Below are 23,941 nucleotides of genomic sequence, written 5' to 3'. Positions count from 1 at the left end.
TCCACCGTTCGGTGGACACCGACGTCAGCCGGTCCGCTTGGTTCCACGGGAAACCACGAAAACGCTGTCATACAAGCAAAAACGGCGGCCATGCATGAACGGGGAGCCGCCGCCAGCCGCCGCGTGGGTGAACAGCGCTGTTGACAGGTTGTCTAACATGACAGAATGTCTCACAAGTGGGTGACCGCCAGCGACGGTGTCCGCCTCTCGGTCCACATCGACGGCCGCGACGACGGGCCCACGGTCGTGCTCGTGCACGGCTACCCGGACAACAGCTCGATGTGGGGCGGGGTGGCTGCCGCACTCGGGGCGAAGCACCGCATCGTCACCTACGACGTGCGCGGGGCCGGACAGTCGGACAAGCCATCGGGACGCTCGTCCTACCGGCTGGACCAGCTGGCCGACGACCTGCGCGCGGTCGTCGAGGCGGTGCAGCCGGCCGGGAAGGTGCACCTGGTCGCCCACGACTGGGGCTCGATCCAGACCTGGCACGCCGTCACCGGCGACGGGCTGTGCGGCCGGATCGCGTCCTACACGTCGATCTCCGGGCCGAGCCTCGACCACGCGGGCGCCTGGTTCCGCGCGCAGCTCACGCGCCCGACACCGAAGCGCCTCAAGAACGCGCTGAGCCAGTTCCTGCACTCGTGGTACATCCTCGCGTTCCAGCTCCCGCTGATCCCGGACGTGCTGTGGCGCACCGGCCTGCTGGGCAAGCAGATCCAGCGCATGGAACCCGACGCGGCGCCCCCGGACAAGTCCGACGGCCAACACGGGCTCGAGCTCTACCGCGCCAACATGTTCACCCGGCTTTCGCGGCCCGCCCCGCGGCCCGCCGACGTCCCGGTGCAGGTGCTGGCCCCGACCGGCGACGCCTACGTCACGACCCCGCTGCAGACCGAGGTCGCCCGCTGGGTGCCGGACCTGCGGATCCGGCTGATCGTCGGGACGCACTGGGTCACCCGCGCCAAGCCGGACGTGGTCGCCCGCGCCGCCGCCGAGCTGATCGAGTACGCCGAGACCGGCGCCGAAAGCCGGGCCCTGCGCCAGGCGCGCGTGGGGACCGGCCGCTTCGCGCACAAGCTGGTCGTCGTCACCGGCGCCGGCAGCGGGATCGGCCGGGCCACCGCGCTCGCCTTCGCCGCCGAAGGTGCCGACGTCATCGTCACCGACATCGACCAGGCCGCGGCGGCGGAAACCCTGAAGCTGCTGGACGGACACGGCGTCGCCGAGTACACAGTGGACTCTTCGGACGGCGAGGCCGTGCACCGCTTCGCCCAGGACGTCCGCGACAACCACGGCGTCCCGGACATCGTGGTCAACAACGCCGGCATCGGGATGTCCGGTCCGTTCCTCGACACGTCCGTCGAGGACTGGGAGCGCGTCATCGACGTCAACCTGTGGGGCGTGATCCACGGCTGCCGCGCGTTCGCGCCGATGCTCGCCGAGCGCGGGGAAGGCGGCCAGATCGTCAACCTCGCCTCCGCGGCCGCCTACCTGCCGTCGAAGATCCTGACCGCGTACGCCACGACGAAGTCCGCCGTGCTGGCGCTGAGCGTCGGCCTGCGCGCCGAGCTGGCCGCGCACCGGATCGGCGTCACGGCGGTGTGCCCGGGGATCGTGAAGACCAACATCACCAACACGACGACGTTCGTCGGGGTGTCCGAAGCGGAGCAGCGACGGCGTCAGCAGCAGAGCTCCAAGCTCTACGCGCGACGCGGGTTCGGCCCGGAGGGCGTCGCGAAGGACATCCTGCGAGCGGTGGAGAAGGACACCGCGATCGCACCGTCCACTCCGGAGGCGAAGGTGGCGCTGGTCCTTTCGCGACTGACGCCCGGATTGCTGCGTGCGGCGGCGAAGCTGGACCTGACGCCGTGAGCCGCCCGCGGCGGATGTCGCCGCAGGCCCGCCGCGACGACCTGATCCGCGCCGCGCTCGACCTGTTCGGCTCGCGGGCGCCGGAACTGGTCACGGTGGACGACATCGTCGCGCGCGCCGAGGTTTCGAGGCCGTTGTTCTACCGGTACTTCCCGAGCCTGCGCGAGCTGCAGGTGCAGGCCCTGCGCACGGTCACCGACGGCCTCATCGACGGCCTGGCCGGGCTCGAGGAAGGCCCGCCCGAAGCCCGGTTGAAGGCGGCTGTCCGCGGCCTGATCGACGTCGCCGACCACTACCGGGCCGGGTACATCGCGTTGCTGCGCAGCGGTTCGGTGATCGCGACGTCGGACACGGACGCGGCGATCGACGAGGTCCGCAACCGCGCGGTGGCCCTGATCCTGGACGCCCTCGGCGTCACCGATCCCTCGCCCCTGCTGTCTCTCACCCTGCGCTGCTGGACCGCCGTCGTCGAGGGCGCCCTCTTGTCCTGGCTCCAGGAACGCACGCTCCCGCACGAGCACCTGGACACGTGGCTGGTCGACCAGCTCACGGCAATGCTCGCCGCCACCGCCGCCCACGACCAAGCCGGCACTTTCACGTGAAAGTGAGGTGGAGGGTTCCTCCGGTTCACTTTCACGTGAAAGTGCGCGGGTACGGGGGTCAGTGCTTGGTGACCAGTTCCCAGCCCTCGACGTCCTCGGGGGTGCGGGGCGCCGGGCCGACGTACTTGGCCGACGGCCGCACCAGACGTCCGGTGCGCTTCTGCTCCAGGATGTGCGCGGCCCAGCCGGCGGTGCGGGCCGAGCTGAACATCGCGGGCATCATGTGCGGCGGGACCTGGGCGAAGTCCAGGATGACCGCGGCCCAGAACTCGACGTTCGTCTCGATCGGGTGGTCCGGGCGCCGCTCGCGCAGCTCCTTCAGCGCCGCCTGCTCCAGCGCCGCGGCCGCCTCGTAGCGGGTCGCGCCGAGCTCCTTGCACGTCCGGCGCAGCACGCGCGCCCGCGGGTCTTCGGCGCGGTAGACGCGGTGGCCGAAGCCCATCAGGCGTTCCTTGCGGTCCAGGATGCCCTTCACCAGGCCGGCCGGGTCGCCGGAGCGTTCGACCTCTTCGATCATCGGCAGCACGCGCGCCGGCGCGCCGCCGTGCAGCGGGCCCGACATCGCGCCGATGGCGCCGGACATGGCCGCCGCGACGTCGGCGCCGGTGGAGGCGATGACGCGCGCGGTGAAGGTCGAGGCGTTGAGGCCGTGCTCAGCGGCCGACACCCAGTACGCGTCGAGTGCCTTGACGTGCGCCGGGTCGGGCTCGCCGCGCCAGCGGATCAGGAACCGCTCGGTGATCGAGTGGGCCTCGTCGACGCGCGCCTGCGGCACGGCGGGCTGGCCGATGCCGCGCGCCGACTGCGCGACGTAGGAGAGGGCCATCACCGAGGCGCGGGCCAGCTGTTCGCGGGCCTCTTCGTCGGTGATGTCGAGCAGCGGGCGGTAGCCCCAGATCGGCGCGAGCATGGCCAGCGCGGCCTGGACGTCCACCCGGACGTCGCCGGTGTGCACCGGCAGCGGGAACGGCTCGGCCGGCGGGAGGCCGTGGCCGAACCGGCCGTCCACGAGGAGGCCCCACACGTCACCGAAGGTCACCTTGCCGGCGAGGTCCTCGATGTCGACGCCGCGGTAGCGCAGCGCACCGCCGTCCCGGTCGGGTTCGGCGATTTCGGTGTGGAAGGCGACGACGCCCTCCAGACCCGGTCGGAAGCCGTCGTCGGGTTGGCCGGACGGCTGTGGCTTGCTGATCGTGGAGGTAGTCACTGTTTCGCGGAACCTTTCGGTGCGCTTTTTTCCCCGTCTTGGTGGTGGTGCACGCGCGGACGGAAATGCGCACGGAACGCGCGCGCCATCGCACGGATGGATAGACCTTGCTCCCTCGATCGCCGGGGGGCAATCGAAAGAAGCGGTGGTTTCGGTCACGATTACGAGAACGATTCAGTCACCGAGGCCGTCCGACGGGAGAATTTTCACCACTCAGTGTGACGAAGCCCAGGTTAAAGGTATGTTTCCGAACCAGGCGCCGCCGTGGTCCGGGTGATAGACCTAGCGGATGCACCTCAGCCCGCAGGAGCGCGACAAGCTGCTCATCCACGTGGCGGCGGACGTCGCGCGGAAGCGGCTGGACCGCGGCGTCCGGTTGAACTACCCCGAGGCGGTCGCGCTGATCACCGACCACGTCCTCGAAGGGGCCCGGGACGGGCGCACGGTCAGTGAGCTCGTCGCCAGCGGCCGGAGCGTGCTCTCGCGGGCGCAGGTGCTCGACGGCGTGCCCGAGATGGTCGATTCCGTGCAGGTCGAGGCCACGTTCCCGGACGGCACGAAGCTCGTCACCGTGCACGACCCGATCGTGTGAGGGAGGGGACGGATGCACCCAGGTGAGATCATTCCCGGCGACGAGCCGGTCGAGCTGAACCCCGGCCGCCCGCGGGTCCGGCTCCTGGTCCGCAACCTCGGCGACCGGCCGGTCCAGGTCGGCTCGCACTACCACTTCGCCGCAGTCAACCCCGGCCTGGAATTCGACCGCGACGCCGCCCGCGGCCACCGGCTCGACGTCCCGGCCGGCACGTCCGTGCGCTTCGAACCGGGGGTCGAACGCGAAGTCGATCTCGTGCCGCTCGCCGGGGCCCGCCGCGTTCCGGGCTTGCGGACCGAATTTTCCGGAGAGTTCTGAAATGCCGCAGATCGACCGCGAGCGCTACGCCGAGCTGTTCGGCCCGACCACCGGCGACCGGATCCGGCTCGCCGACACCGACCTGCTGATCGAAGTCACCGAAGACCGCTCGATGGGGCCCGGCGGCTCCGGCGACGAGGTGCTGTTCGGCGGCGGCAAGGTCATCCGCGAATCGATGGGCCAGGGCACGGCGACCCGCGCCGAGGGCACCCCCGACCTGATCATCACCGGTGCGGTGATCCTCGACCACTGGGGCGTCGTCAAGGCCGACGTCGGCGTGCGCGACGGCCGGATCGTCGGCATCGGCAAGGCGGGCAACCCGGACACGATGGACGGCGTCGACCCGGCCCTGGTCATCGGGCCGTCGACCGAGGTGCTGTCCGGCAACGGCAAGATCCTCACCGCGGGCGGCATCGACTGCCACGTCCACTTCATCTGCCCGCAGCTCGTCGACACGGCCCTGGCGGCCGGGCTGACCACCCTGGTCGGCGGCGGCACCGGGCCCAACGAGGGCACGAAGGCCACCACCGTCACGCCCGGCGCGTGGAACCTCGGCCGGATGCTGTCCGCCATGGACGGTTACCCGGTCAACGTCCTGTTGCTGGGCAAGGGGAACACCGTCCGGCACGACGCCTTGCGCGAGCAGCTCGCGGCCGGCGCGGGCGGCTTCAAGCTGCACGAGGACTGGGGTACGACGCCGGCCGCCATCGACGCCTGCCTGACCGTGGCCGACGAAGCCGGTGTCCAGGTGGCGATCCACACCGACACGCTGAACGAGGCCGGGTTCCTGGAGTCCACTGTGGACGCCATCGGCGGGCGCTCGATCAACGCGTACCACACCGAAGGCGCCGGCGGCGGGCACGCGCCGGACATCATCCAGGTCGTCTCGCTGCCGAACGTGCTGCCGTCGTCGACCAACCCGACCCGGCCGCACACCGCCAACACGCTCGACGAGCACCTCGACATGCTGGTCGTCTGCCACCACCTCAACCCGTCGGTGCCCGAGGACCTCGCCTTCGCCGAGAGCCGCATCCGGCCGACCACGATCGCGGCCGAGGACGTCCTGCACGACCTGGGCGCCATCTCGATGATGAGCTCGGACTCGCAGGCGATGGGCCGGATCGGCGAGGTGATCATCCGGACGTGGCAGACCGCGCACGTGATGAAACGCCGCCGCGGCGCGCTGCCCGGCGACGGCGCGGCCGACAACCTGCGCGCGCGCCGCTACGTCGCCAAGTACACGATCAACCCGGCCATCGCGCACGGCATGGAGACCGAGATCGGCTCGGTCGAGGTCGGCAAGCTCGCGGACCTCGTCCTGTGGGAGCCGAAGTTCTTCGGTGTCCGCCCGCACGTGGTGCTGAAGGGCGGCTTCCCGGCGTGGGCGGCGATGGGCGACGCGAACGCGTCCATCCCGACGCCGCAGCCGGTCGTGGCCCGCCCCATGTTCGGGGCGAACATCGGGGCGGCGCTGAGCCTGCACTTCGTGGCACCGTCCGCTTTGGACAGCGGCTTGCGCGAGACGTTCGGCATCACGCGGCCGCTGGTCGCCGTGTCGGACATGCGCGCGCGGACCAAGGCGGACATGGTGCTCAACGACGCCACCCCGGACGTCCGCGTCGAGCCGGACAGCTTCGCCGTGCACGTCGACGGCGAGCTGATCGAACCGCAGCCGGTGACCGAACTGCCGATGGCGCAACGGTACTTCCTGTTCTGATGGACCTCTCGGCGCTGATCCTCGCGGACTCCCGCTTCCCCGGCGGCGGGCACGTCCACAGTGGCGGGCTGGAGGAAGTCGTCTCCCGGCGACTGGTGACTTCGGTGCGCGACCTGCCGGGGTTCCTGTCCGGCCGGTTGCGGACGGCGGGCTTCCTGGCGGCCGTTTTCGCGGCGGCTTCGGCGCACGCGGCTTCGCGGACTGTCCCCAGTGGACACTGGTTGCTCCTGGACGCCGAGCTGGACGCGCGGACGCCGTCGCTCGCGCAGCGTGCGGCGTCACGGGCCCAGGGGCGGGGGACCGCCCGGGCCGGGCGGATCGCGTGGCCGTCCCCGGTGCTGGACGCGCTGGTGGCGGAGACCCCGCGACCGCACCACCCGGTGGTGCTGGGCGCGCTGGTCGGCGTCGCGGGCGGGGCGCCGTACGACGCCGCGATGGCCGTCGCCTACTTGGCGGTGAGCGGGCCGGCGAGCGCGGCCGTTCGGCTGCTGGGACTGGATCCTTTCGCGGTCAACGCCGTCGTGGCGCGCCTGGATCTCGAGTCCGTCTGTTCGAAAGCGGCGGCCGTGGCGGGGGACGATCCGGCGTCGCTGCCGTCGCCGGGCTCGCCCGCGTTGGACCTGTTCGCCGAGGCGCACGCCCGGCACCACCAGGAAGAGGTGCGTCTCTTTGCCAGCTGAAGGCCACGGCCACGGACACTTCCACGAGGTCAACTTCGACCCGACGGCCGCCGAACCCGACCACTACGACGCGGCGCCCACCGCGGGCCGCGCGTACCGGATCGGCATCGGCGGCCCGGTCGGCTCCGGCAAGACGGCGCTGACCGCGGCGCTGTGCCGCGCGCTCGGCGACGAGATCAACCTCGCGGTGGTGACGAACGACATCTACACGACCGAGGACGCGGACTTCCTGCGTCGCGCGGGCGTGCTGGACCCGGCGCGGATCGAGGCGGTGCAGACGGGCGCGTGCCCGCACACCGCGATCCGCGACGACATCACCGCGAACCTGGACGCGGTCGAGCGGCTGGAGGAGAAGTTCCCCGGCCTGGACCTGGTGATCATCGAGAGCGGCGGCGACAACCTGACGGCGGTGTTCAGCCGCGGCCTGGCCGACAGCCAGATCTTCGTGGTGGACGTGGCGGGCGGCGACAAGGTGCCGCGCAAGGGCGGCCCCGGCGTGACGACGGCGGACCTGCTGGTGATCAACAAGATCGACATCGCGCACCTGGTGAACGCGGACATGGCGGTGATGACGTCGGACGCGCACCGGATGCGGGGCGAGCTGCCGGTCATCACACAGTCCCTTGTGGACACTCCCGACGCGCCGGACGTCGCGGCCTGGGTCCGTTCCCTGCTGTGAAGGCCCACGCCCGGTTGACGGCGTGCTTCGACGGCTCGCGGACGGTCCTGCGCGAGCTGCGTTCGATGGCGCCGCTGACGTTGTTCCCGCGCCGGGGCCGCGGTTCGACGGCGGTGGTCCACCTGGTCAACTCGGCGACCTCCCCGCTGGGCGGCGACGACCTGCTGCTCACCGTCCACGTGGGTCCGGGCGCGTCCCTCCGGTTGTCCGGCGTGGCGGCCACCTTGGCGCTGCCGGGTCTCCACGGCGAGGCGTCGTTGTCCACTGTGGACGTGGTCGTGGAGCCGGGCGGCTCGCTGGAGTACCTGCCGGAGCCGACGGTGATCACCGCCCGGGCCCGCCACACGGCGGTTTTCCGCGGGGAGCTGGCCTCCGACGCGTACTTGCGCACCCGGGAGGTGCTGGTGCTCGGCCGCGCGGGGGAGGCGCCGGGGTCCTTGACGACCACGCAGTCGGTCACCCGGGGCGGGGTTCCGGTGCTGCGCCAGACGCTTTCGGTCGGCGACGCGGGGCTGGACGCGAGCCTGGCGGTGCTGGCGGGCCGCCGGGTGCTGGCCACGGACCTGGTGGTCGGCGGCCCGGACCACCCGGCGGCGTCGGGCGAGTGGTGGTCCCGCACCCCGCTGGCCGGGGGCGGCACCCTGACGACTTCGCTGGCGCCCGACGCGGTGACGGCCTTGAAGGCGTTGTCGCCGTAGGCTGTGGCCGGGAAGCTGGAGGTCGGATGAACGCAGCCGTCGTCGTCGCCGTCATCGCCGGGTCGGTCTCGATCGTCGGCTGGTTCGTGAGCAACCTGCTGAACGCGCGGTCCGAACGGCGGCGCATCCGCCTCACCGCGCGGCTCGCCCACGTCGAGAAGCAGCTCGAGGAGCTCTACGGCCCGCTCGCCGTGCTGATCTACGAAGGGAAGGCGTCCTTCCGCGACCTGCTGACGACACTGGGGCGGCCGCACGTCTTCGGTGCCGACCGCCCGGTCCCGCAGAAGGACCTCGACCTGTGGCTCTTCTGGGTCGACCACGACCTGATGCCCCGCAACGCCGCGGTCCAGCAGCTGCTGGCGACCAAGTCCCACCTGATCGAGGAGGACGACTTCCCCGCCTCCTTCCACCAGTTCGTCGAGCACTACAACGCCTGGCGCGTGTCGCACCTGCGGTGGAAGGAAGAAGGCGTGCCGTACCCGTGGCATTCGAAGACGAACTGGCCGGACGCCTTCGACGACGACGTCATCACGACGTACCGGGAGCTGCTGGCGCGGCACTCCCGGCTCATTGGCGCGGTCGCCCGCGGCTGAACCGCACCGTTCGCCGGGGAAGGCCCCCTGCGCCGTCCCCGGCGAACGGAATCCTCAGAACTTCGTGCCCAGCCAGGTCATCGCCGCCGGGCCGCCGAGCGAGACGCCGCCGATGTGTTCCAGGAGCGGGAACTCCTGCCAGGTGACGGCCGCGCCGCGGGACTGCCAGCGGTCGCGCAACGCCGTCCCGACGCTGAACGGGATCAGCTCGTCGAGCGTTCCGTGGTACAGGTACACCGGCGCCTTCGGGGCCGTCGTGCCCAGGTAGTTCTCCGCCAGCCGGGCCTGCCAGCGCGGGTCGTGGATCGGGTCCGGCACCGTCACGAAGTCCTGCAGGTGCGCGAACGGCGCCGCCGCGCCGAGTTCGATCGTGCACGCCTGCGAGACCCGTGCCACCGCTTCGCGGCCGCGGTCGTTGAGGATGGACTCGAACGGCACGTCCGGGTAGGCCGCCGCGAAACCCGTGGCCGCGCCCAGGACCAGGCCGAAGGCCGGGCCGCCGTCGTTGAAGCGGAACACTTCGGTCAAGTCCGCCGGCACCCCGCCCGCCGCGACACCGACGACGTTCAGCGAAGGCGCGTACGACGCCTGCAGTTCCGCCGCCCACGCCGCCGCCTGGCCGCCCTGCGAGTAGCCGAACACGCCGACCGGGCCGGCGGCCGACAACCCGGCGCCGGGTACGCGGGAGGCCGCCCGGGCCGCGTCCAGCACCGCGTGGCCTTCGGACCGGCCGACCGCGTACGTGTGCGTCCCCGGCGTGCCGAGGCCTTCGTAGTCCGTGACGACGACCGCCCAGCCCTGCGACAGCGCCTGCGCGAGCAGCGCGCTTTCGTTCTCGGCGCCCCGCGCCAGCAAGGAAGAGGGCGCGCACTGGTCGCCGAGGCCGTGGGTGCCCACCGCGTACGTGATCAGCGGGCGCGGGCCGCCGCGCAGCCACGGCACCGGCGGGACCAGGAGCGTCCCGGACACCGCGGTCGGCGCGCCGGTCGCCGACGTCGAGCGGTAGACGAGGTGCCACGCCTTGACCGGGGCCGGGAACGGGCCGACGAACACCGTGGTCGGCTGCGCGGAGAGCACCGCGCCCGGATCGGCCTGCGCGGCCGGCGCCGCGGCCACGAAAAGGAGGGTGACGGCGACCAGCAACCGACGAAGCATCATTGCCTCCGGCTCTTTGGTAATCGAAGTTTTCACAAAGTAGCCAGCCCGGTAGGATCTGGCAATCCCTCAGAAGGAGGAGACAACCGGTGGCTCGTACGTACGGCGGCGTCGCACCCGAGCAACGTCGCGCCGACCGCCGCGAGCGACTGCTCACGGCCGGCCTCGAGCTGTTCACCTCCGCCGGCTTCCGGCACACGAAGATCACCGAGGTGTGCGGCCACGCCGGCGTCTCGACGCGGAACTTCTACGAGGAGTTCACCGGCAAGGAGGACGTGCTCCGCATCCTCCACGACCGGATCAACATGCTCGCGCTCGAACACGTCACCGCCGCGCTCGACGAGGTCGCCGACGCCGACGCCATGACCCGCATCGCCACGCTGCTCGACGTCTTCATCGACACGGTCACCGTCGACCCCCGGCTGCCCCGGCTCAACTACGTGGAAGCGGTCGGCGTCAGCGCGGAGCTGGAGGAGCAGCACCAGGTCTGGGTCGACCGCTGGGCGACCTTCATCGAGACGGAGGCGCGGCGCGCGGCCGAACTCGGCGCCGCGCCCGACCGCGACTACCGGCTGACGGCGATCGCGCTGGTCGGCGCGGCCACCGGCCTGCTGCGCGAGTGGCAGGCGCACGAGCCGCCGCTGCCCGTCGAAGACGTCGGCGCGGAGCTGCGCGCGCTGATGCTGGCGGCCATCATGCGGCCGGAAAAGATCTCGGAAATGCCGGGCAACCCCGGCGCCGCCCCGGACGTGAAGGAGTCGAGCCGGGAGGGGGACCAGGGGGGAAACCGGCCAACGTGAAGGCCCGGCACCCGCAGCGGACGCGGGTACCGGGCCTTCACGGACTTCACGGGGTCCGGACCGCCGGCAGGCCCAGCGCGACCGGGCCGGTCGTCTGGCACACGTCGTGGCAGGTGTTGTCGAGCGTGCAGCACAGCGAGCAGATCGGGCCGTCCTGCTTCGCGCAGTCCGCGACGTCCGGCAGCTCGTACGGGTCGCCGCAGGTCGAGCAGGTGTGCGTTGCGCGCAGGTCGGCGTCCGGGGTGGCGACGGTGTTCTCCCGCGCCAGGTAGTACTTCCCCTTCGTCGCGACGGCGAGCGTCGGCACCAGCACGATGGCGATGAGCAGGGCGAGCAGCGGGCTGAACGCGGCCAGGAACGGCCCGAACGCGCCGAAGTACGCCACGATCGACACCGCCGACGCGACGAGCATCGAGCCGAACCCGACCGGGTTGATCTTGTGCAGGTAGGCCCGCTTGAACTCGATGTAGCGCGGCGAAAGCCCGAGCGGCTTCGCGATCACCAGGTCGGCGCACACCGCGCCGATCCACGCGATCGCGACGTTCGAGTAGAAGCCCAGGATCTTGTTCAGGAAGCCGAACGCGCCGAACTCCATCAGCGCGAGCGCGATCCCGCAGTTCACCAGCACGTACCAGACGCGGCCGGGGTGCTTGTGCAGCACGCGGGAGAAGAAGTTCGCGAACGACAGCGAGCCCGAGTACGCGTTCGTCGTGTTGATCTTGATCTGCGAGACGACGACGAACAGCGCGGCGAACGTCAGCGCGACCGGGCCGAGGGCCGGCTTCACCGCTTCCAGGTACGGCGCGATCGGCTCGAGCGCGTGCGTCTTCCCGACGACGCCGAGCGCGAGGAACGCCAGCAGCGCCCCGCCGATCTGCTTCGCGGCGCCGAGGATCACCCAGCCGGGGCCGGCGGCGAGCACCGCGGCCCACCACGACCGCTTGTTCTCGGCGGTCTTCTCGGGCATGAACCGCAGGTAGTCGGCCTGTTCGCCGATCTGCCCGATCAGCGACAGCGCGACACCCATGCCGAGGCCGAACCCGATCGCCGAGAACCCCGAGCCGGCGCCGTCGGTGCCCGCGAAGTGCGCGAACTCGGCGAACTTGCCCGGCTCGCGGACCAGCACGACGACGAACGGCAGCACCAGCCCGGCGATCCAGAGCGGCTGCGTCCAGGTCTGCATCTTCGCGACCGCGCCCATGCCGTAGAGCGCGAACGGCAGCACGATCAGCGTGGCGAGCAGGTAGCCGATCGGCAGCGGGATGCCGAGGGCGAGCTCGAAGGCCTGGCCCATGATCGAGCCTTCGAGGGAGAAGAAGATGACGGTGAAGCTCGCGTAGACCAGCGACGTCAGCGTCGACCCGAAGTAGCCGAAGCCGGCTCCGCGGGTCAGCAGGTCCATGTCCACACCGGACTTCGCGCAGGCGGCCGCGATGGGCACACCGGTCACGAAGATCACGACGGCGGCGGCGAGGATCGCGAGGACCCCGGACGTGAACCCGTAGGAAAGGACGATGCTGGCGCCGATCGCGAAATCGGCGAGGTAGGCGATACCGCCCAGCGCCGTCGTCGCGACCACGAACGGTGACCATTTCCGGAACGAATGAGCGGCGAAGCGCAGTGAGTAGTCCTCGCGGTTTTCGTTGGCCGCGAGCGGGGCGTAGCGGCGTTTCGGCGGGGCGCTTTCTTCGGCGCTGGACAGGGTCTCGGTCATGCCTGCCTCCGGGGTGGTGGGGAACGGGCCGAAGGTAGGTGCGTCCTGTATCGATCCTGGTCCGGCGGGTAACGCGGGGGTTACGGCTTGCTGTCCTGCGGTTACGGGCTGATGGCGCCGACGTGGTGTCGGGTGTCACCGTTCAGTGGGTTCCGCTGCAGCTCGCGAGGCCTTAACGTGCCTAGAGCCGAAGTCGACTGATGCCCCGACCGGGCGTGGAGGTTTGGCCATGATGCCGGGAATCGAGGACCAGGTGGAAGACGCCGTAGTACGGCTTCCGGGAATGCGAGTGGCCTACGACGGCGCCGCGTTCGACGAATCCGCGCTCGCCGCCACCTGGACCGACCAATTGCAGGGCTGGCTGAACCAGGCCGTCGCCGCGGGCATCGCCGAACCGAACGCGATGGTCCTCGCGACGGCGGACGCCGAGGGCCGCCCCTCGTCGCGCACCGTGTTGTGCAAGGGCCTCGACGACCGCGGCGTCGTGTTCTACACGAACTACACGTCGACCAAGAGCCACGACCTGACCGCGACCCGGTACGCGTCGGTCACGTTCCCCTGGTACCCGCTGCAGCGCCAGGTCCACGTCCGCGGCGAGGTGGAGAAGGTCGGCACCAAGGAGACGGCGGAGTACTGGGCGAAGCGCCCGCGCGGTTCGCAGCTGGGGGCGTGGGCGTCCCCGCAGTCCCGTGTGGTCGATGGGCGGCGCGCGCTGGACAACGCGTTGAGCGGGATCGAGCGCCGCTTCGCGGACGTGGAGCACATCCCGGCGCCCCCGCACTGGGGCGGCTGGCGGATCCGGCCGGACCTGGTGGAGTTCTGGCAGGGGCGGGAGGACCGGATGCACGACCGGTTGCGGTACGTGCGGACGGACGACGGCTGGCACGTGGAGCGCGTCGCCCCCTGACCCCAAGCGCCCCAATGTGGCGTTCGGTGCGTCTGACGCACCGAACGCCACATTGGGTGCGTTGGACGCAACCAACGCCACATTGGGGCGCTTGACCCGGGCGAGGTAAATCACCTGCGGCGAGATAGTTAGCCGAGCTAAGCTCGTCTGTTGTGACTGGTGAACCGGGGACACTGCCGCCCCGCTCGGGCGTGCGCAAGGTCCTCGGACGCATCATCGTCGACACGCGGCCGCTGAAGATCCCGGCTTTCCGGCGGCTCTGGCTGTCCACTGTGGTCACCGCCGTCGGTACCCAGCTGACCGCCGTCGCGGTGCCGAAGCAGGTCTTCGACCTCACCGGGTCCTCCGCCTACGTCGGGCTCACCGGGCTCGTCGCGCTCGTGCCGCTGCTGGTCTTCGGGCTCTGGGGCGGGGCCGTCGCCGACGCCGTCGATCGGCGGAAGCTGCTCTTCGTCACGAACGTCGGGGTCGCGGTCACGTCCGCGCTGCTCTGGCTGCAGGCGTTCGCGAACTTCGGCTCGGTCTGGCTGGTGCTCGGCCTCCTCGCCGTCAACCAGGCGTTCTTCGCGATCAACATGCCGACGCGCGGCGCGGTCGTCGCCCGGCTCGTGCCCGGCGAACTGCTGCCGTCGGCGAACGCGCTGAACACCACCATGTCGACCTTCGGCGCGGTCTTCGGCCCGCTGCTCGCCGGTGCGTTGATCCCGGTCCTCGGGCTCTCGACGCTCTACCTGATCGACGTCGTCGCCCTCGCGATCACGCTCGTCGCCGTCTGGCGGCTGCCGTCGATCCCGCCGCTCAACGGGCCGTCGCGGCGCGCCGGGCTCAGCGACGTCATCGACGGCTTCAAGTACCTCGCCGGGCAGAAGATCCTGCTGGCCTCCTTCGTCGCCGACATCATCGCGATGGTCTTCGGCATGCCGCGGGCGCTGATCCCGGAAATGGCCGAGCGCACGTTCGGCGATCCGCCCGGCGGCGGGCCCGCGCTCGGCTGGCTCTACGCCGCGCTGCCGCTGGGCGCGATGCTGATCGGCCTGTTCAGCGGCTGGCTGACGCGCATCCACCGCCAGGGCGTCGCGGTGGTCGTCTCGATCTGCGCGTGGGGTGCGGCGGTCGCCGGGTTCGGGCTGGCGCACTCGCTGTGGCTCGCCGTCGTCTTCATGGCGCTCGCCGGCGCCGCGGACATGGTCAGTGCCGTCTACCGGATGGCGATCCTGCAGGTAGCCACCACCGACGAGATGCGAGGCCGGCTCCAGGGCGTCTTCACCGTCGTGGTGGCGGGCGGCCCGCGGATCGCCGACCTCACCCACGGCTGGGGTGCCGCCGCGTTCGGCACGACGGCGGCCGCGACCGGTGGTGGCCTGCTGGTCATCGTGCTGGTCTGCGCCGCGATGTTCGTGCTCCCGGCGTTCTGGCGATACCGGGCACCGACCGCGTAGGCCGTTCAGAGTACGGTGCGGTCATGCGTACCTTCGCCGTCGTATTGGTCGCTTTTGCCGCTTTGACCGCCTGCTCTTCGGGGGACAAACCCACCACGGCGACGTCGTCGTCCGCGGCCCCGAAGCCGGCGCCGAGCTCGAACGCCGCCGCCGCGTCGCTGGACCCGTGCAAGCTGCTGCCCGCGGCGGCCGTGTCGAAGGCGCTGTTCCTGGACAACCTCACGGCGGTCGCGGGTCCGGTGCAGGACAACGCGGCCAACGGCGGCAAGGCCCGCAGCTGCGAGTACCAGCTGGACGGCAAGGCCGCGGGCGCGCTCGCGGTCACCCGCTACGAGGGCAAGCAGGGCAAGCCCGCCGAGATGGTGGCGTCGATCAAGAAGGCCAAGCCGGGCGCGAAGGACGTCGCCGGCTTCCCGGACGGCGCCGTCTACTACGTCGACGAGCAGAAGACGGCGACCCTCGCCACGGCGGAGCTGGTCGCGGGCACGCCGGTGCTGGTCAACTACACCGGCCCGGCCAAGATGACGCCGGAGCAGATGGCGCCGCTGGTCAAGCAGGCCGTCGACGCCAGCTGATCACGCCCAGCCGACGAGCTTCCGCTCCGACAGCGTCCCGGTCGGCTTCAGCAGGCCGAGCGCGGGCCGCGCGACCGCGCCCGGCGTGGCCGGCGACTGGAACCACTCGTCCTGGTCGGTCTGGTACAGCACGGCGGCCTTGTCCGGGGCCGCCGCGGTCTTGGCGATCATCGGCTCGGACCGGTCGACCAGCTTGGTGAGCTGCGGCGTTCCGCCGGCGATCGACAGGCGCATCAGGACGCCGTGCTCTTCGGAGCCGGAGACGGCGGACATCAGCACGGTCGTCGCGTCGAGCGCGGTGACGAACTGGTAGACGGCGCCGGGTTCTTCGTAGAAGGCGTAGGCGATCGCGCCCGCCGAGTCGGTCAGGTACGTCAGGCCGTCGCCGGCGTGCCGGGCGTCCTTCCAGGTCAGCACCGCGCCCCGCGGGTCGATCGCCCAGTCCTCCACGTGCTGGTCGGAGCTGCTGTTCGGCACGATGGCGGCTTCCTTCACCGGCTGCCCGAGCTGCCGGTAGTCGACGGAGTACACCGCCTCGCCGTCGTCGAAGTACAGCTTCGACCCGGCCGGCCCGAACCGCGGGTTCCGGAACCTGGCCGCCTTCTCGCTCATCGACCGCTCCGGTTCCGGCACGGTGCCGGTGCGTTCGTACCGCCGGTCGGCGGCGTTGAGCTTGAACACGTCGACGCCGTCGTCGGTTTCGAGCGTCGCGTACTGACCGTCGGGCGAGATGAGGTCCAGCTTGGTGGCCGGCCCGGCGAACCGGTTCAGCGAGCTGTCGTACCCGGGCAGCGACAAGGTCGTCTTCGCCGCGCCGGTGGCGGGATCGGCGAAGACGACGTCGTCGAGGTGCGTCGGCGCCTGCTGCAGCAGGACGACCCCGGAGAGGTCGAGCGGCGGCGCTTCCGGCGCCGCGGCGGCGGCCGGTGCGGGCGGGGTGTCGCTCCCGCACGCCGTGACCAGCACCGCGACCGCCCCGGTCAAGGCCGCACTCCACCACTTGTTCGTCACCGCTGAACCTCCTTCGTCGCGGCTCAGATGCGACGGGAGATCATCCGGTTCCCTCAGCGGCGCAGGGCGGCCAGTTCGACCGGGCTGTGCGCCGAGAACACCTTGACCTCGTCGTGGTGGTCCCGCGCCAGCTCGTGCAGCCGCGCCAGGTTCTCCAGCCGCGGCCCGCGCAGGGTCTGCACGAGGTTCTGGAACACCGTCAGCCCCGGCGGGCAGTGCGGTGCGACCGGGTCCAGCTGGCCGTGGAAGAAGTACGCGTCGCCCGCGTGCAGCAGCCAGCCGTCACCCGTGTCGACCGCGACGCCCGTGTGGCCGCGCGTGTGGCCGGTGAGCGGGACCAGCAGGAACTCCGCCGGCAGCCCCTTCAGCGAGCGGACCGCTTCGAAGCCGAACCACGGCTCGCCCGTCTCGTCGTACGTGCTCCACAGCGGGCGGTGCGCGAACTGGGCCGCCCGGTAGCGGTTCTTCTCCGCCGCGTTCGCCGGGGACGTGGCCGCGCGGTGCTCCTCGGCGCGGACGTGCACGACGGCGTTGGGGAAGTCGGCCAGCCCGCCCGCGTGGTCGACGTCGAGGTGGGTCATCACGATGTGCCGGACGTCGGCCGGGTCGAGGCCGAGTGCCTTGATCTGCGCGACCGCTGTCTCGGCGGCGACCGGTTTGGCGCCGACCATCGTCAGGAACGCCCGGCCCAGCCACTCGCCGGGGCGGGCCACGCCCTCGCTGCCGAAGCCGGTGTCGACCAGCACCAGGCCGTCGCCGGTTTCGACCAGCAGGCAGTGGGCGACCAGCTCCGCCCGCCGCAGCAGGCCCGGCTCGCCGTCGAGCAGCTTGCCGCCCGCCGGGCGCATCGATCCGCAGTTCAGGTGGTGCACCTTCATACGCTGCTCCTGGTGCTCAGCCGGAGGAACTCGGTCTCGTCGTGCGCGGCGAAGACGGTGACCTCGCCGCCGTGCTCCTGAACAAGCTGGCGCAGCCGGCGGTGATTGTCCAGCCGGGCGCCCTTCACCGTCTCCATGTGGCCTTCGAACCACTTGAGCCCGGGCGGGCAGCCGGGCCCGGCCGGGTCGACCTGGCCGTGGAAGAAGTACGAGTCGCCGGCGTTGAACAGCCAGCCGCTGCCGGTGTCGACGGCGATCCCGGCGTGCCCGCGCGTGTGGCCGGAGAGCGGGACCAGCAGGACCTCGGGCGGCAGGCCGTCGAGCGGCCGGACGGCGTCGAAGCCGAACCACGGCTCCCCGGTGTCCGCATAGGACGTCCACTGTGGACCGTGCGCGAACTGGATCCGGCGGTAGCGCCCGCGTTCGACGGCGTCGCGGGGCTCGGTGAACGCCCGCAGCTCCTCGGCGTAGACGTGCACGCGCGCCCAGGGGAAGTCGATCAGCCCGCCGGCGTGGTCGAGGTCGAGGTGGGTCAGCACGATGTCGCGGACGTCCGCCGGGTCGAACCCGAGCGCGCGGATCTGCGCGATCGCCGTCTGCGCCGGGTCGGGGATCGGGTTGGACTGGCGGACGAACCCGGCGCCGAGCCAGGCGGCGCGGTCGACCGCGGCCGGCGTGCCCATGCCGGTCTCGACGAGCACGAGACCGGTGTCCGTTTCGAGCAGCAGGCAGTGGCAGACCATGGTGGCGCGCCGGAACAGGCCCGGCCGGCCGTCGATCAGCTTTCCGCCGAGGGGGCGCATGGTGCCGCAGTTGAGGTGGTGGACGCGCATCAGGCGAACTCCCGGTCGAGGGTGGTGTGCAGATGGGTGGCGACGGCGCGTAGCGGCGCGAGGTCGCGGCGGGTGCGGGCCAGCAGCAGCCCGCCTTCGATCGTGGCGAGCACGACGGTGGCCAGCTCATCGGCGCGCTCGGCCGGAAGACCTTGCCCGGCAAGGTAATCCGTGAAGATCGCGTGCCACGACGAGTAGCCGTCCGCGCAGGCTTCGCGGATCGGTTCACTCGCCGCGGCGACGTCCAATGCGACCGTCGCGAGTGGACAACCGCGCTGGAAGTCCGACTCCGTCAGGAATCCCGCCAGCGCGTCGACGGCGCGGTCGATCGCGGTCGGCGCGTCGGGCGCGTCCCGCAGGATCGCTTCGAGCAGCGCGCCGGTGCGCTCGCCGGAAAGCCGGACGGCTTCGGCGGCGAGCTGTTCCTTGCCGCCGGGGAAGTGGAAGTACAGCGAGCCCTTGGGGGCGCCGCCCGCCGTCGTCAGCTGGGTGAGGCCGGTGGCGTGGTAGCCCTGGGTCTGGAACAGGTCGGCGGCGGTGTCGAGCATCCGCTGCCGCGTGTCGGTGCGACGGACCATGGCACGACCGTATCGCAAACTATGACGACCGGTCTAGTACTGTGTCGTTCGGTTGCCGCTCCGACCACGGCCACGGCCGAATCGGCTGATCGCAACGGTCACGTGCCGCTCGGGGGGCGGCCTACCTTTGGCCGGATCGGCAACGGCGCGGATCGGTAAGGTCGTGCCCATGGGCAACCCGACCGGTCAGCAGTTCGAGATCACCCGCGGCAACGCGCGCGCCGTCGTCACCGAAATCGGCGCCGGGCTGCGCGCTTTCGAGGTCGGCGGCGTGCCGTACGTCGAGGAATTCGGCGAAGACGAGAAGCCGCCGAAGGGCGCCGGCCAGGTGCTGCTGCCGTGGCCGAACCGGACCAAGGCCGGGAAGTGGACCTTCCAGGGTGAGGAACAGCAGCTCGAGATCACCGAGGAGGCGCGCGGCAACGCCATCCACGGCCTGACCCGCCACCTCGAGTGGGAGCTGCTGGAGCACGCCGAGTCGTCGATCACCCTGGCCGTCGACGTCGAGGCGCAGCCGGGCTGGCCGGTGCCGGTGCGCGCGACGGTGACCTACGAGCTCGCGCCGCGCGAACTGACCGTGACGCACGAGATCCGCAACGAGGGCGAGCAGCCGATCGGCGTCGGCGTCGGCACGCACCCGTACTTCCGGATCGGCGACGTCCCCACCGACGAGCTGACCCTGACGCTGCCGGCGAGCCGCGTCCGGCCGTACGAGGGCGACCAGCAGATGCCGTACGCGCCGGAGCAGGACGTCGAGGGCACGGAGTACGACTTCCGCGCCGGCCGGGTGCTCGAAGGCGTCGACCTGGACACGGCGTTCGGCGGCCTCGCGGCGGCCGAGGACGGCACGCACCACTTCGTGCTGGCGCACGGCGACCAGCAGCTGCTCGTCTGGACCGGCCCGGACTTCCGCTGGGCGCAGGTGTTCACACCGGACGACCTGGTCGGCCGCGGCCGGGCCGTCGCGATCGAGCCGATGACCTGCCCGGCCGACGCGCTCAACACGGGCACCGACCTGATCGAGCTGGAGCCGTCGGCGTCGTGGTCGGGCAGCTGGGGCATCCGGGTCCGGTGAACCGGCTGGGTCCCGCCGACGCGGGCGAGGTGCTGACGTTGCAGCGCGCCGCGTACGTCACCGAGGCCCGCGCGCACGGCGACCTCGACCTGCCGCCCCTGCTGGAGACCCTCGACGAGACGCGGGTGGCGCTCGAAGGCCTTTCGTGGGGCGTCCGCGAGAACGGGCGCCTGGTCGCGTCGGTGCGCCTGACGGTGACCGGGCCGGTCGGGGTGATCGGGCGGCTGGTCGTCGCGCCGGACCGGCAGAGCGCCGGGCTGGGCGGCGGCCTGCTGCGGTTCGCGGAGGCGCAGGCCCCCGCCGCGGTGACGCTGTTCCGGTTGTGCACCGGCTCGAAGAGCGCGGGGCCGCTGCACCTGTACGCCAAGCACGGGTACCGCGAGACGCACCGGACCCCCGAGAACAACCACGAACTGGTGCACTTGGAGAAGGCCCGCGTGCACCCGCCCGGACGAGTTCGTTAGCGTGGCGAACTATGGCGAAGGCAATTGTCGGGGGCTACGTCGTCCCCATCGACGGTGAACCCATCGACGGCGGCACGGTCCTCATCGACGGCGGCAAGATCGTCGCGATCGGCGCCGAGGCCGATGTGGACATCCCGGAGGACGCCGAGCTCGTCGACGCGGCCGGCACCTGGGTGCTGCCCGGCTTCATCGACGCGCACGCGCACCTCGGCGTGCACGAGGACGGTGAGGGCTGGGCGGGCAACGACACCAACGAGATGACCGACCCGAACGGCGCCCGCTTCCGCGCGATCGACGGCATCGACCCGTACGAGCCGGGCTTCGACGACGCGCTGGCCGGCGGCGTCACGAGCGTCGTCATCAAGCCGGGTTCGGGCAACCCGATCGGCGGCCAGACCATCGGCGTCAAGACCTGGGGCCGCAGCATCCTCGACATGATCTTCGCGGAGCACGTCAGCGTGAAGAGCGCGCTGGGCGAGAACCCGAAGCGCGTGTACGGCGACAAGAAGCAGACGCCGTCGACACGGCTGGGGGTCGCGGCGATCCTGCGCGAGGCCTTCACCAAGGCCCGCAACTACCAGGCCAAGCGCGCGCACGCCGAGGCCGAGGGCAAGCCGCACGAGGTGGACCTGACGCTGGAGACGCTGTCGAAGGTCCTCGACGGCGAGCTGTACTGGGACCAGCACGTCCACCGCGCGGACGACATCGCCACGGCGCTGCGGCTGGCCGACGAGTTCGGCTACAAGCTGGTGATCAACCACGGCACCGAAGGCCACCTGATCGCGGACCTGCTGGCCGAGCGGGACGTCCCGGTGATCCTGGGGCCCCTGTTCACCACGAAGTCCAAGGTGGAGCTGCGCAACCGCACGCTGCGCTCGGCCGGCATCCTGGCCCGCGCGGGCGTGCGGATCGCGATCACCACCGACCACCCGGTGATCCCGATCAACTTCCTGGTCTACCAGGCGGCACTGGCCGTGAAGGACGGCCTCGACCCGGCGACGGCGCTGAAGTCGCTGACCGTCAACCCGGCGTCGATGCTGGGCCTGGACGGGCAGATCGGCGCGCTGAAGCCGGGCCTGGACGCGGACGTCGTGCTGTGGTCGGGCGACCCGCTGGACGTGATGAACCGGGCGCTGCGCGTCTTCGTGCGCGGCGACGAGGTATACCACTTCGACGAGTCGCTGGGTGAGGGCGTGTCGAAGGACCGGCGCTACCGCGAGGCCCGCTGAGTTTCGGGCGGCACGCCGGTTACCGGGCGGTTCCGGCGTGCTGCCCGATCAATGCGTCGAGGTCGAGCTCGACGGGGAACGGTTCACCGGTCGCGAAGGTGCCGGTGACAGGCGGCGCGTCTCGGTAGCCCTGGCAGGCGACGAGGGTGACCGGTTCGGTGAGGTCGACGATCCAGTAGTGCGGGATCCCCGCGTCGGCGTACTCGTCGTGCTTCACGCGGTAGTCCGTGCGCCGGGAGCCCGTTGTCGCGATCTCGACGACCACCGCCACGTTCTTGGCGCGGATCGGGTCGCGGGCTGTCCGGTCGAAGACCAGAAGATCCGGACGACGGGCGAAGCCGGGCTCGCCGGGTGGTGCCAAGCCGAGGTCGATGTCGGTGCCGAGGGCGAACGCGAGGCCGCGCGGAAGCTGACGCTCCAGTTGTGCGGCCAGCCGGCACGCGGCCATGTTGTGCGTGCGGCCGGCGCCGGGCGAGGGGACTACGCGGCCTTCCACCAGTTCGGTGAAGCCGCGGTCGGACTCCCCGAGCGCGCGGTACTCCTCGATGGTCAGCAGCTGGTCGGGCATGCGGAAACGGTATCCGTCCCGTGGGTGGGACAGCGTTCGCTCGACCAGGTCGGGTCAGTCGAGCAGGGCGTCGAGGTCGATCTTGACCGGGAACGGGACGTCGGTGGCGAAGGTGCCGGTGACCGCTGAGGCATCGAGGTAGCCGAACTCGCCGGCTTGGTGGCGGGCGACCAGGGAGACCGGCTCGGTGATGTCGACGATCCAGTAGTGCGGGATGCCCGCGTCGGCGTACTCGTCGTGCTTGACGTGGTAGTCGGTGTGCTTGGAGCCCGGCGACACGATTTCGATCTCAACGGCGACCTCTTCGGCCCGAATCATGTCTTTGTCTTCGCGTACTCGCTCGAGCATCACGAGGTTGTGCCCGGGCTTGGGGCCGGGGGACATCACGACGCGGCCTTCCACGAGTTCGGTGAAACCTGTGTCGGTTTCACCGAGCGCCGCGTACTCCTCGATCGTCAGCAGGTGATCGGGGATCTCCCACTTGCGAGCAGGGCCCGGCTCGGGAAGTGCAATCACAACGGCTCCTCACGGCGCCCGGCATTGCCTCACGGCTCAGGTGCAACCAGGAGTAACCGTAGGTGTCCCAAGCGTGTGACCGAACCCGCTGGATCAGGCCTTCTTCAGCTCCCGCGCGATCACCATCCGCTGGATCTGGTTCGTCCCCTCGAAGATCTGCGGCACCTTCGCCTCCCGCATGTACCGCTCCACCGGGAAGTCCCGCGTGTACCCGGCCCCGCCGAGGACCTGGACCGCGTCCGTCGTCACCTTCATCGCGCCGTCGGTCGCCACCAGCTTCGCGATCGACGCCTGGCGCTGGAACGGCAGCCCGCGGTCGCGCCGCCGTGCCGCCTCCAGGTACGTCGCCCGGGACGACTCCACCGTCGCCGCCATGTCGGCCAGCAGGAACTCGACGCCCTGGAAGTCGATGATCGGGCGGCCGAACTGCGAGCGGCCCTTCGCGTACGCCACCGCCTCGTCCAGTGCCGCCTGGGCCAACCCGACCGCGCACGCCGCGATGCCGAGCCGGCCCGAACTCAGGGACGACAACGCGATCCGCAGCCCGTCGCCCGCCGAACCCAGCAGGCGGGACGCCGGTACGCGGGCGCCGTCGAAGATCAGCTGGGCGGTCGGGGAGCCGGTGAGGCCCATCTTCTTCTCGCGCGGTGCCGCCGAGAGGCCTTCGGTGGCGCCGTCGACCAGCAGGCACGAGATCTCGTCGGGGCCCGTGCGGACCATTGTCGTGTAGAAGTCCGCCACGCCCGCGTGCGTGATCCACGCCTTCGTGCCGTTGACGACGTAGTCCGAGCCGTCCAGCCGCGCGCGGGTCGACAAAGCGGCCGCGTCCGAGCCCGCGTTCGTCTCCGAGAGCGCGTACGCACCCAGCAGTGACCCCTCGAGCATGTCCGGGAACCACTCGTCGCGCTGCTCGTCGCTGCCGTACTCGGCCAGCGCGTAGCAGGACATCGTGTGCACCGACAGCCCGACGCCGACCGTCATCCACGCGGCCGCGAGCTCCTCCAGGACCTGCAGGTAGACCTCGTATCGCACGTCGCCGCCGCCCCAGCGCTCCGGGTACGGCAGCCCGAGCAGGCCCGACTTGCCGAGCAGGCGGAACTGGTCGCGGGGGAACTGCTCGGCCTCTTCGGCCGCCGCCGCGCGGGGCGCGAGCTCGTCGCGGGCGATCTCGGTCGCGAGCGCGACCAGGTCCTCGGCGTCCGAATCCGGCAGCAGGCGTTCGGCGGGCATCGTCGTCC

At 71.2% G+C, this 23,941-nt stretch carries 26 protein-coding genes; 16 read left to right on the top strand and 10 right to left on the bottom strand.

Annotation, left to right across the window (positions count from 1 at the left end; translation table 11 throughout):
• Positions 1-180: 180 nt before the first annotated feature.
• Together AB5J73_RS07225 and AB5J73_RS07220 are read left to right on the top strand one after the other, a co-directional pair.
• Entirely contained in the window at positions 181-1,875 is a 1,695-nt protein-coding gene (locus AB5J73_RS07225) for an SDR family oxidoreductase (protein ID WP_370972988.1), read from the top strand.
• Positions 1,876-1,889: 14 nt separating this feature from the next.
• Complete coding sequence (locus tag AB5J73_RS07220) at positions 1,890-2,477, top strand: TetR/AcrR family transcriptional regulator (protein ID WP_370972985.1); 588 nt, start codon at positions 1,890-1,892, stop codon at positions 2,475-2,477.
• Between the two features lie 58 nt (positions 2,478-2,535).
• Here the strand turns inward: AB5J73_RS07220 and AB5J73_RS07215 are convergent, their stop codons facing one another.
• A complete protein-coding gene (locus tag AB5J73_RS07215; RefSeq protein ID WP_370968922.1) occupies positions 2,536-3,684 on the bottom strand; it encodes a citrate synthase 2 in 1,149 nt (382 codons plus the stop codon).
• 289 nt (positions 3,685-3,973) lie between these two features.
• Here AB5J73_RS07215 and AB5J73_RS07210 point away from each other — a divergent pair, with 289 nt between their 5' ends.
• From AB5J73_RS07210 to AB5J73_RS07180, 7 genes are read left to right on the top strand one after another with little or no spacing between them, the layout of a single operon-like run.
• Positions 3,974-4,276, top strand: coding sequence for an urease subunit gamma (locus AB5J73_RS07210; protein WP_125307962.1), 303 nt, complete (start codon positions 3,974-3,976; stop codon positions 4,274-4,276).
• Between the two features lie 12 nt (positions 4,277-4,288).
• Positions 4,289-4,594, top strand: coding sequence for an urease subunit beta (locus AB5J73_RS07205; protein WP_086856315.1), 306 nt, complete (start codon positions 4,289-4,291; stop codon positions 4,592-4,594).
• Between the two features lies 1 nt (position 4,595).
• The gene (locus AB5J73_RS07200; protein ID WP_370968921.1) at positions 4,596-6,311 is read left to right on the top strand and encodes an urease subunit alpha; all 1,716 of its coding nucleotides are present in this window, start codon (positions 4,596-4,598) and stop codon (positions 6,309-6,311) included.
• On the top strand, positions 6,311-6,991 hold the full coding sequence (locus AB5J73_RS07195; RefSeq protein WP_370968920.1) for an urease accessory protein UreF: 681 nt from the start codon (positions 6,311-6,313) through the stop codon (positions 6,989-6,991). Before AB5J73_RS07200 ends, AB5J73_RS07195 begins: the two co-directional genes overlap by 1 nt.
• Positions 6,981-7,670: an urease accessory protein UreG gene (gene ureG / locus AB5J73_RS07190; protein ID WP_370968919.1), complete on the top strand. Its 690-nt coding sequence runs from the start codon at positions 6,981-6,983 to the stop codon at positions 7,668-7,670. Before AB5J73_RS07195 ends, ureG begins: the two co-directional genes overlap by 11 nt.
• Positions 7,667-8,368, top strand: coding sequence for an urease accessory protein UreD (locus AB5J73_RS07185; protein WP_370968918.1), 702 nt, complete (start codon positions 7,667-7,669; stop codon positions 8,366-8,368). The genes ureG and AB5J73_RS07185 overlap by 4 nt, the downstream gene beginning before the upstream one ends.
• 26 nt (positions 8,369-8,394) lie before the next feature.
• Positions 8,395-8,961, top strand: a complete 567-nt coding sequence (locus tag AB5J73_RS07180) for a hypothetical protein (RefSeq protein WP_370968917.1) — start codon at positions 8,395-8,397, stop codon at positions 8,959-8,961.
• 54 nt (positions 8,962-9,015) lie between these two features.
• Here the strand turns inward: AB5J73_RS07180 and AB5J73_RS07175 are convergent, their stop codons facing one another.
• Complete coding sequence (locus AB5J73_RS07175; RefSeq protein ID WP_370972982.1) at positions 9,016-10,116, bottom strand: lipase family protein; 1,101 nt, start codon at positions 10,114-10,116, stop codon at positions 9,016-9,018.
• Between the two features lie 89 nt (positions 10,117-10,205).
• Here AB5J73_RS07175 and AB5J73_RS07170 point away from each other — a divergent pair, with 89 nt between their 5' ends.
• Positions 10,206-10,916 carry a TetR/AcrR family transcriptional regulator gene (locus tag AB5J73_RS07170; protein ID WP_370968916.1) on the top strand — a complete coding sequence of 237 codons (711 nt, stop codon included), beginning with the start codon at positions 10,206-10,208 and terminating at the stop codon, positions 10,914-10,916.
• Positions 10,917-10,962: 46 nt separating this feature from the next.
• Here the strand turns inward: AB5J73_RS07170 and AB5J73_RS07165 are convergent, their stop codons facing one another.
• On the bottom strand, positions 10,963-12,630 hold the full coding sequence (locus AB5J73_RS07165) for a cytosine permease (protein WP_370968915.1): 1,668 nt from the start codon (positions 12,628-12,630) through the stop codon (positions 10,963-10,965).
• Positions 12,631-12,859: 229 nt separating this feature from the next.
• Between AB5J73_RS07165 and pdxH the strand changes: the two genes are divergently transcribed.
• The 3 genes from pdxH (at position 12,860) to AB5J73_RS07150 (ending at position 15,551) form a co-directional block, all read left to right on the top strand.
• Entirely contained in the window at positions 12,860-13,537 is a 678-nt protein-coding gene (gene pdxH / locus AB5J73_RS07160) for a pyridoxamine 5'-phosphate oxidase (protein WP_160702540.1), read from the top strand.
• Between the two features lie 173 nt (positions 13,538-13,710).
• A complete protein-coding gene (locus AB5J73_RS07155) occupies positions 13,711-14,976 on the top strand; it encodes an MFS transporter (RefSeq protein WP_370972979.1) in 1,266 nt (421 codons plus the stop codon).
• Between the two features lie 23 nt (positions 14,977-14,999).
• Positions 15,000-15,551, top strand: a complete 552-nt coding sequence (locus AB5J73_RS07150; RefSeq protein ID WP_370968914.1) for a DUF3558 family protein — start codon at positions 15,000-15,002, stop codon at positions 15,549-15,551.
• On the opposite strand, the gene AB5J73_RS07145 is transcribed toward AB5J73_RS07150, so the two are convergent.
• The 4 genes from AB5J73_RS07145 to AB5J73_RS07130 are packed head-to-tail and all read right to left on the bottom strand — an operon-like array spanning position 15,552 to position 18,851.
• Positions 15,552-16,562, bottom strand: a complete 1,011-nt coding sequence (locus AB5J73_RS07145; protein WP_370968913.1) for a hypothetical protein — start codon at positions 16,560-16,562, stop codon at positions 15,552-15,554. It lies immediately after the preceding gene.
• 53 nt (positions 16,563-16,615) lie between these two features.
• Positions 16,616-17,440, bottom strand: a complete 825-nt coding sequence (locus AB5J73_RS07140) for an MBL fold metallo-hydrolase (RefSeq protein ID WP_370968912.1) — start codon at positions 17,438-17,440, stop codon at positions 16,616-16,618.
• Positions 17,437-18,273 carry an MBL fold metallo-hydrolase gene (locus tag AB5J73_RS07135; protein ID WP_370968911.1) on the bottom strand — a complete coding sequence of 279 codons (837 nt, stop codon included), beginning with the start codon at positions 18,271-18,273 and terminating at the stop codon, positions 17,437-17,439. Before AB5J73_RS07135 ends, AB5J73_RS07140 begins: the two co-directional genes overlap by 4 nt.
• Positions 18,273-18,851 (bottom strand): TetR/AcrR family transcriptional regulator, encoded by a 579-nt coding sequence (locus tag AB5J73_RS07130; RefSeq protein ID WP_370968910.1) that lies wholly within the window; start codon positions 18,849-18,851, stop codon positions 18,273-18,275. Before AB5J73_RS07130 ends, AB5J73_RS07135 begins: the two co-directional genes overlap by 1 nt.
• A gap of 169 nt (positions 18,852-19,020) precedes the next feature.
• Between AB5J73_RS07130 and AB5J73_RS07125 the strand changes: the two genes are divergently transcribed.
• From AB5J73_RS07125 to AB5J73_RS07115, 3 genes are read left to right on the top strand one after another with little or no spacing between them, the layout of a single operon-like run.
• On the top strand, positions 19,021-19,926 hold the full coding sequence (locus AB5J73_RS07125; RefSeq protein WP_370968909.1) for an aldose 1-epimerase family protein: 906 nt from the start codon (positions 19,021-19,023) through the stop codon (positions 19,924-19,926).
• Positions 19,893-20,390, top strand: a complete 498-nt coding sequence (locus tag AB5J73_RS07120; protein ID WP_370968908.1) for a GNAT family N-acetyltransferase — start codon at positions 19,893-19,895, stop codon at positions 20,388-20,390. Before AB5J73_RS07125 ends, AB5J73_RS07120 begins: the two co-directional genes overlap by 34 nt.
• An 11-nt stretch (positions 20,391-20,401) precedes the next feature.
• Positions 20,402-21,619 carry an amidohydrolase gene (locus tag AB5J73_RS07115; protein WP_370968907.1) on the top strand — a complete coding sequence of 406 codons (1,218 nt, stop codon included), beginning with the start codon at positions 20,402-20,404 and terminating at the stop codon, positions 21,617-21,619.
• A gap of 19 nt (positions 21,620-21,638) precedes the next feature.
• Here AB5J73_RS07115 and AB5J73_RS07110 read toward each other — a convergent pair whose 3' ends face one another.
• The 3 genes from AB5J73_RS07110 to AB5J73_RS07100 all read right to left on the bottom strand — a co-directional run bounded on the left by AB5J73_RS07110 (position 21,639) and on the right by AB5J73_RS07100 (position 23,933).
• The gene (locus tag AB5J73_RS07110; RefSeq protein WP_370968906.1) at positions 21,639-22,187 is read right to left on the bottom strand and encodes a Uma2 family endonuclease; all 549 of its coding nucleotides are present in this window, start codon (positions 22,185-22,187) and stop codon (positions 21,639-21,641) included.
• 54 nt (positions 22,188-22,241) lie between these two features.
• Positions 22,242-22,703, bottom strand: a complete 462-nt coding sequence (locus tag AB5J73_RS07105) for a Uma2 family endonuclease (protein WP_370968905.1) — start codon at positions 22,701-22,703, stop codon at positions 22,242-22,244.
• Positions 22,704-22,796: 93 nt separating this feature from the next.
• Positions 22,797-23,933, bottom strand: coding sequence for an acyl-CoA dehydrogenase family protein (locus tag AB5J73_RS07100; RefSeq protein ID WP_370968904.1), 1,137 nt, complete (start codon positions 23,931-23,933; stop codon positions 22,797-22,799).
• Between the last annotated feature and the right edge of the window lie 8 nt (positions 23,934-23,941).

Source organism: Amycolatopsis sp. cg9 (assembly GCF_041346945.1).
GTDB lineage: Bacteria > Actinomycetota > Actinomycetes > Mycobacteriales > Pseudonocardiaceae > Amycolatopsis.
This window is presented reverse-complemented; position numbering and strand designations above follow the sequence as displayed.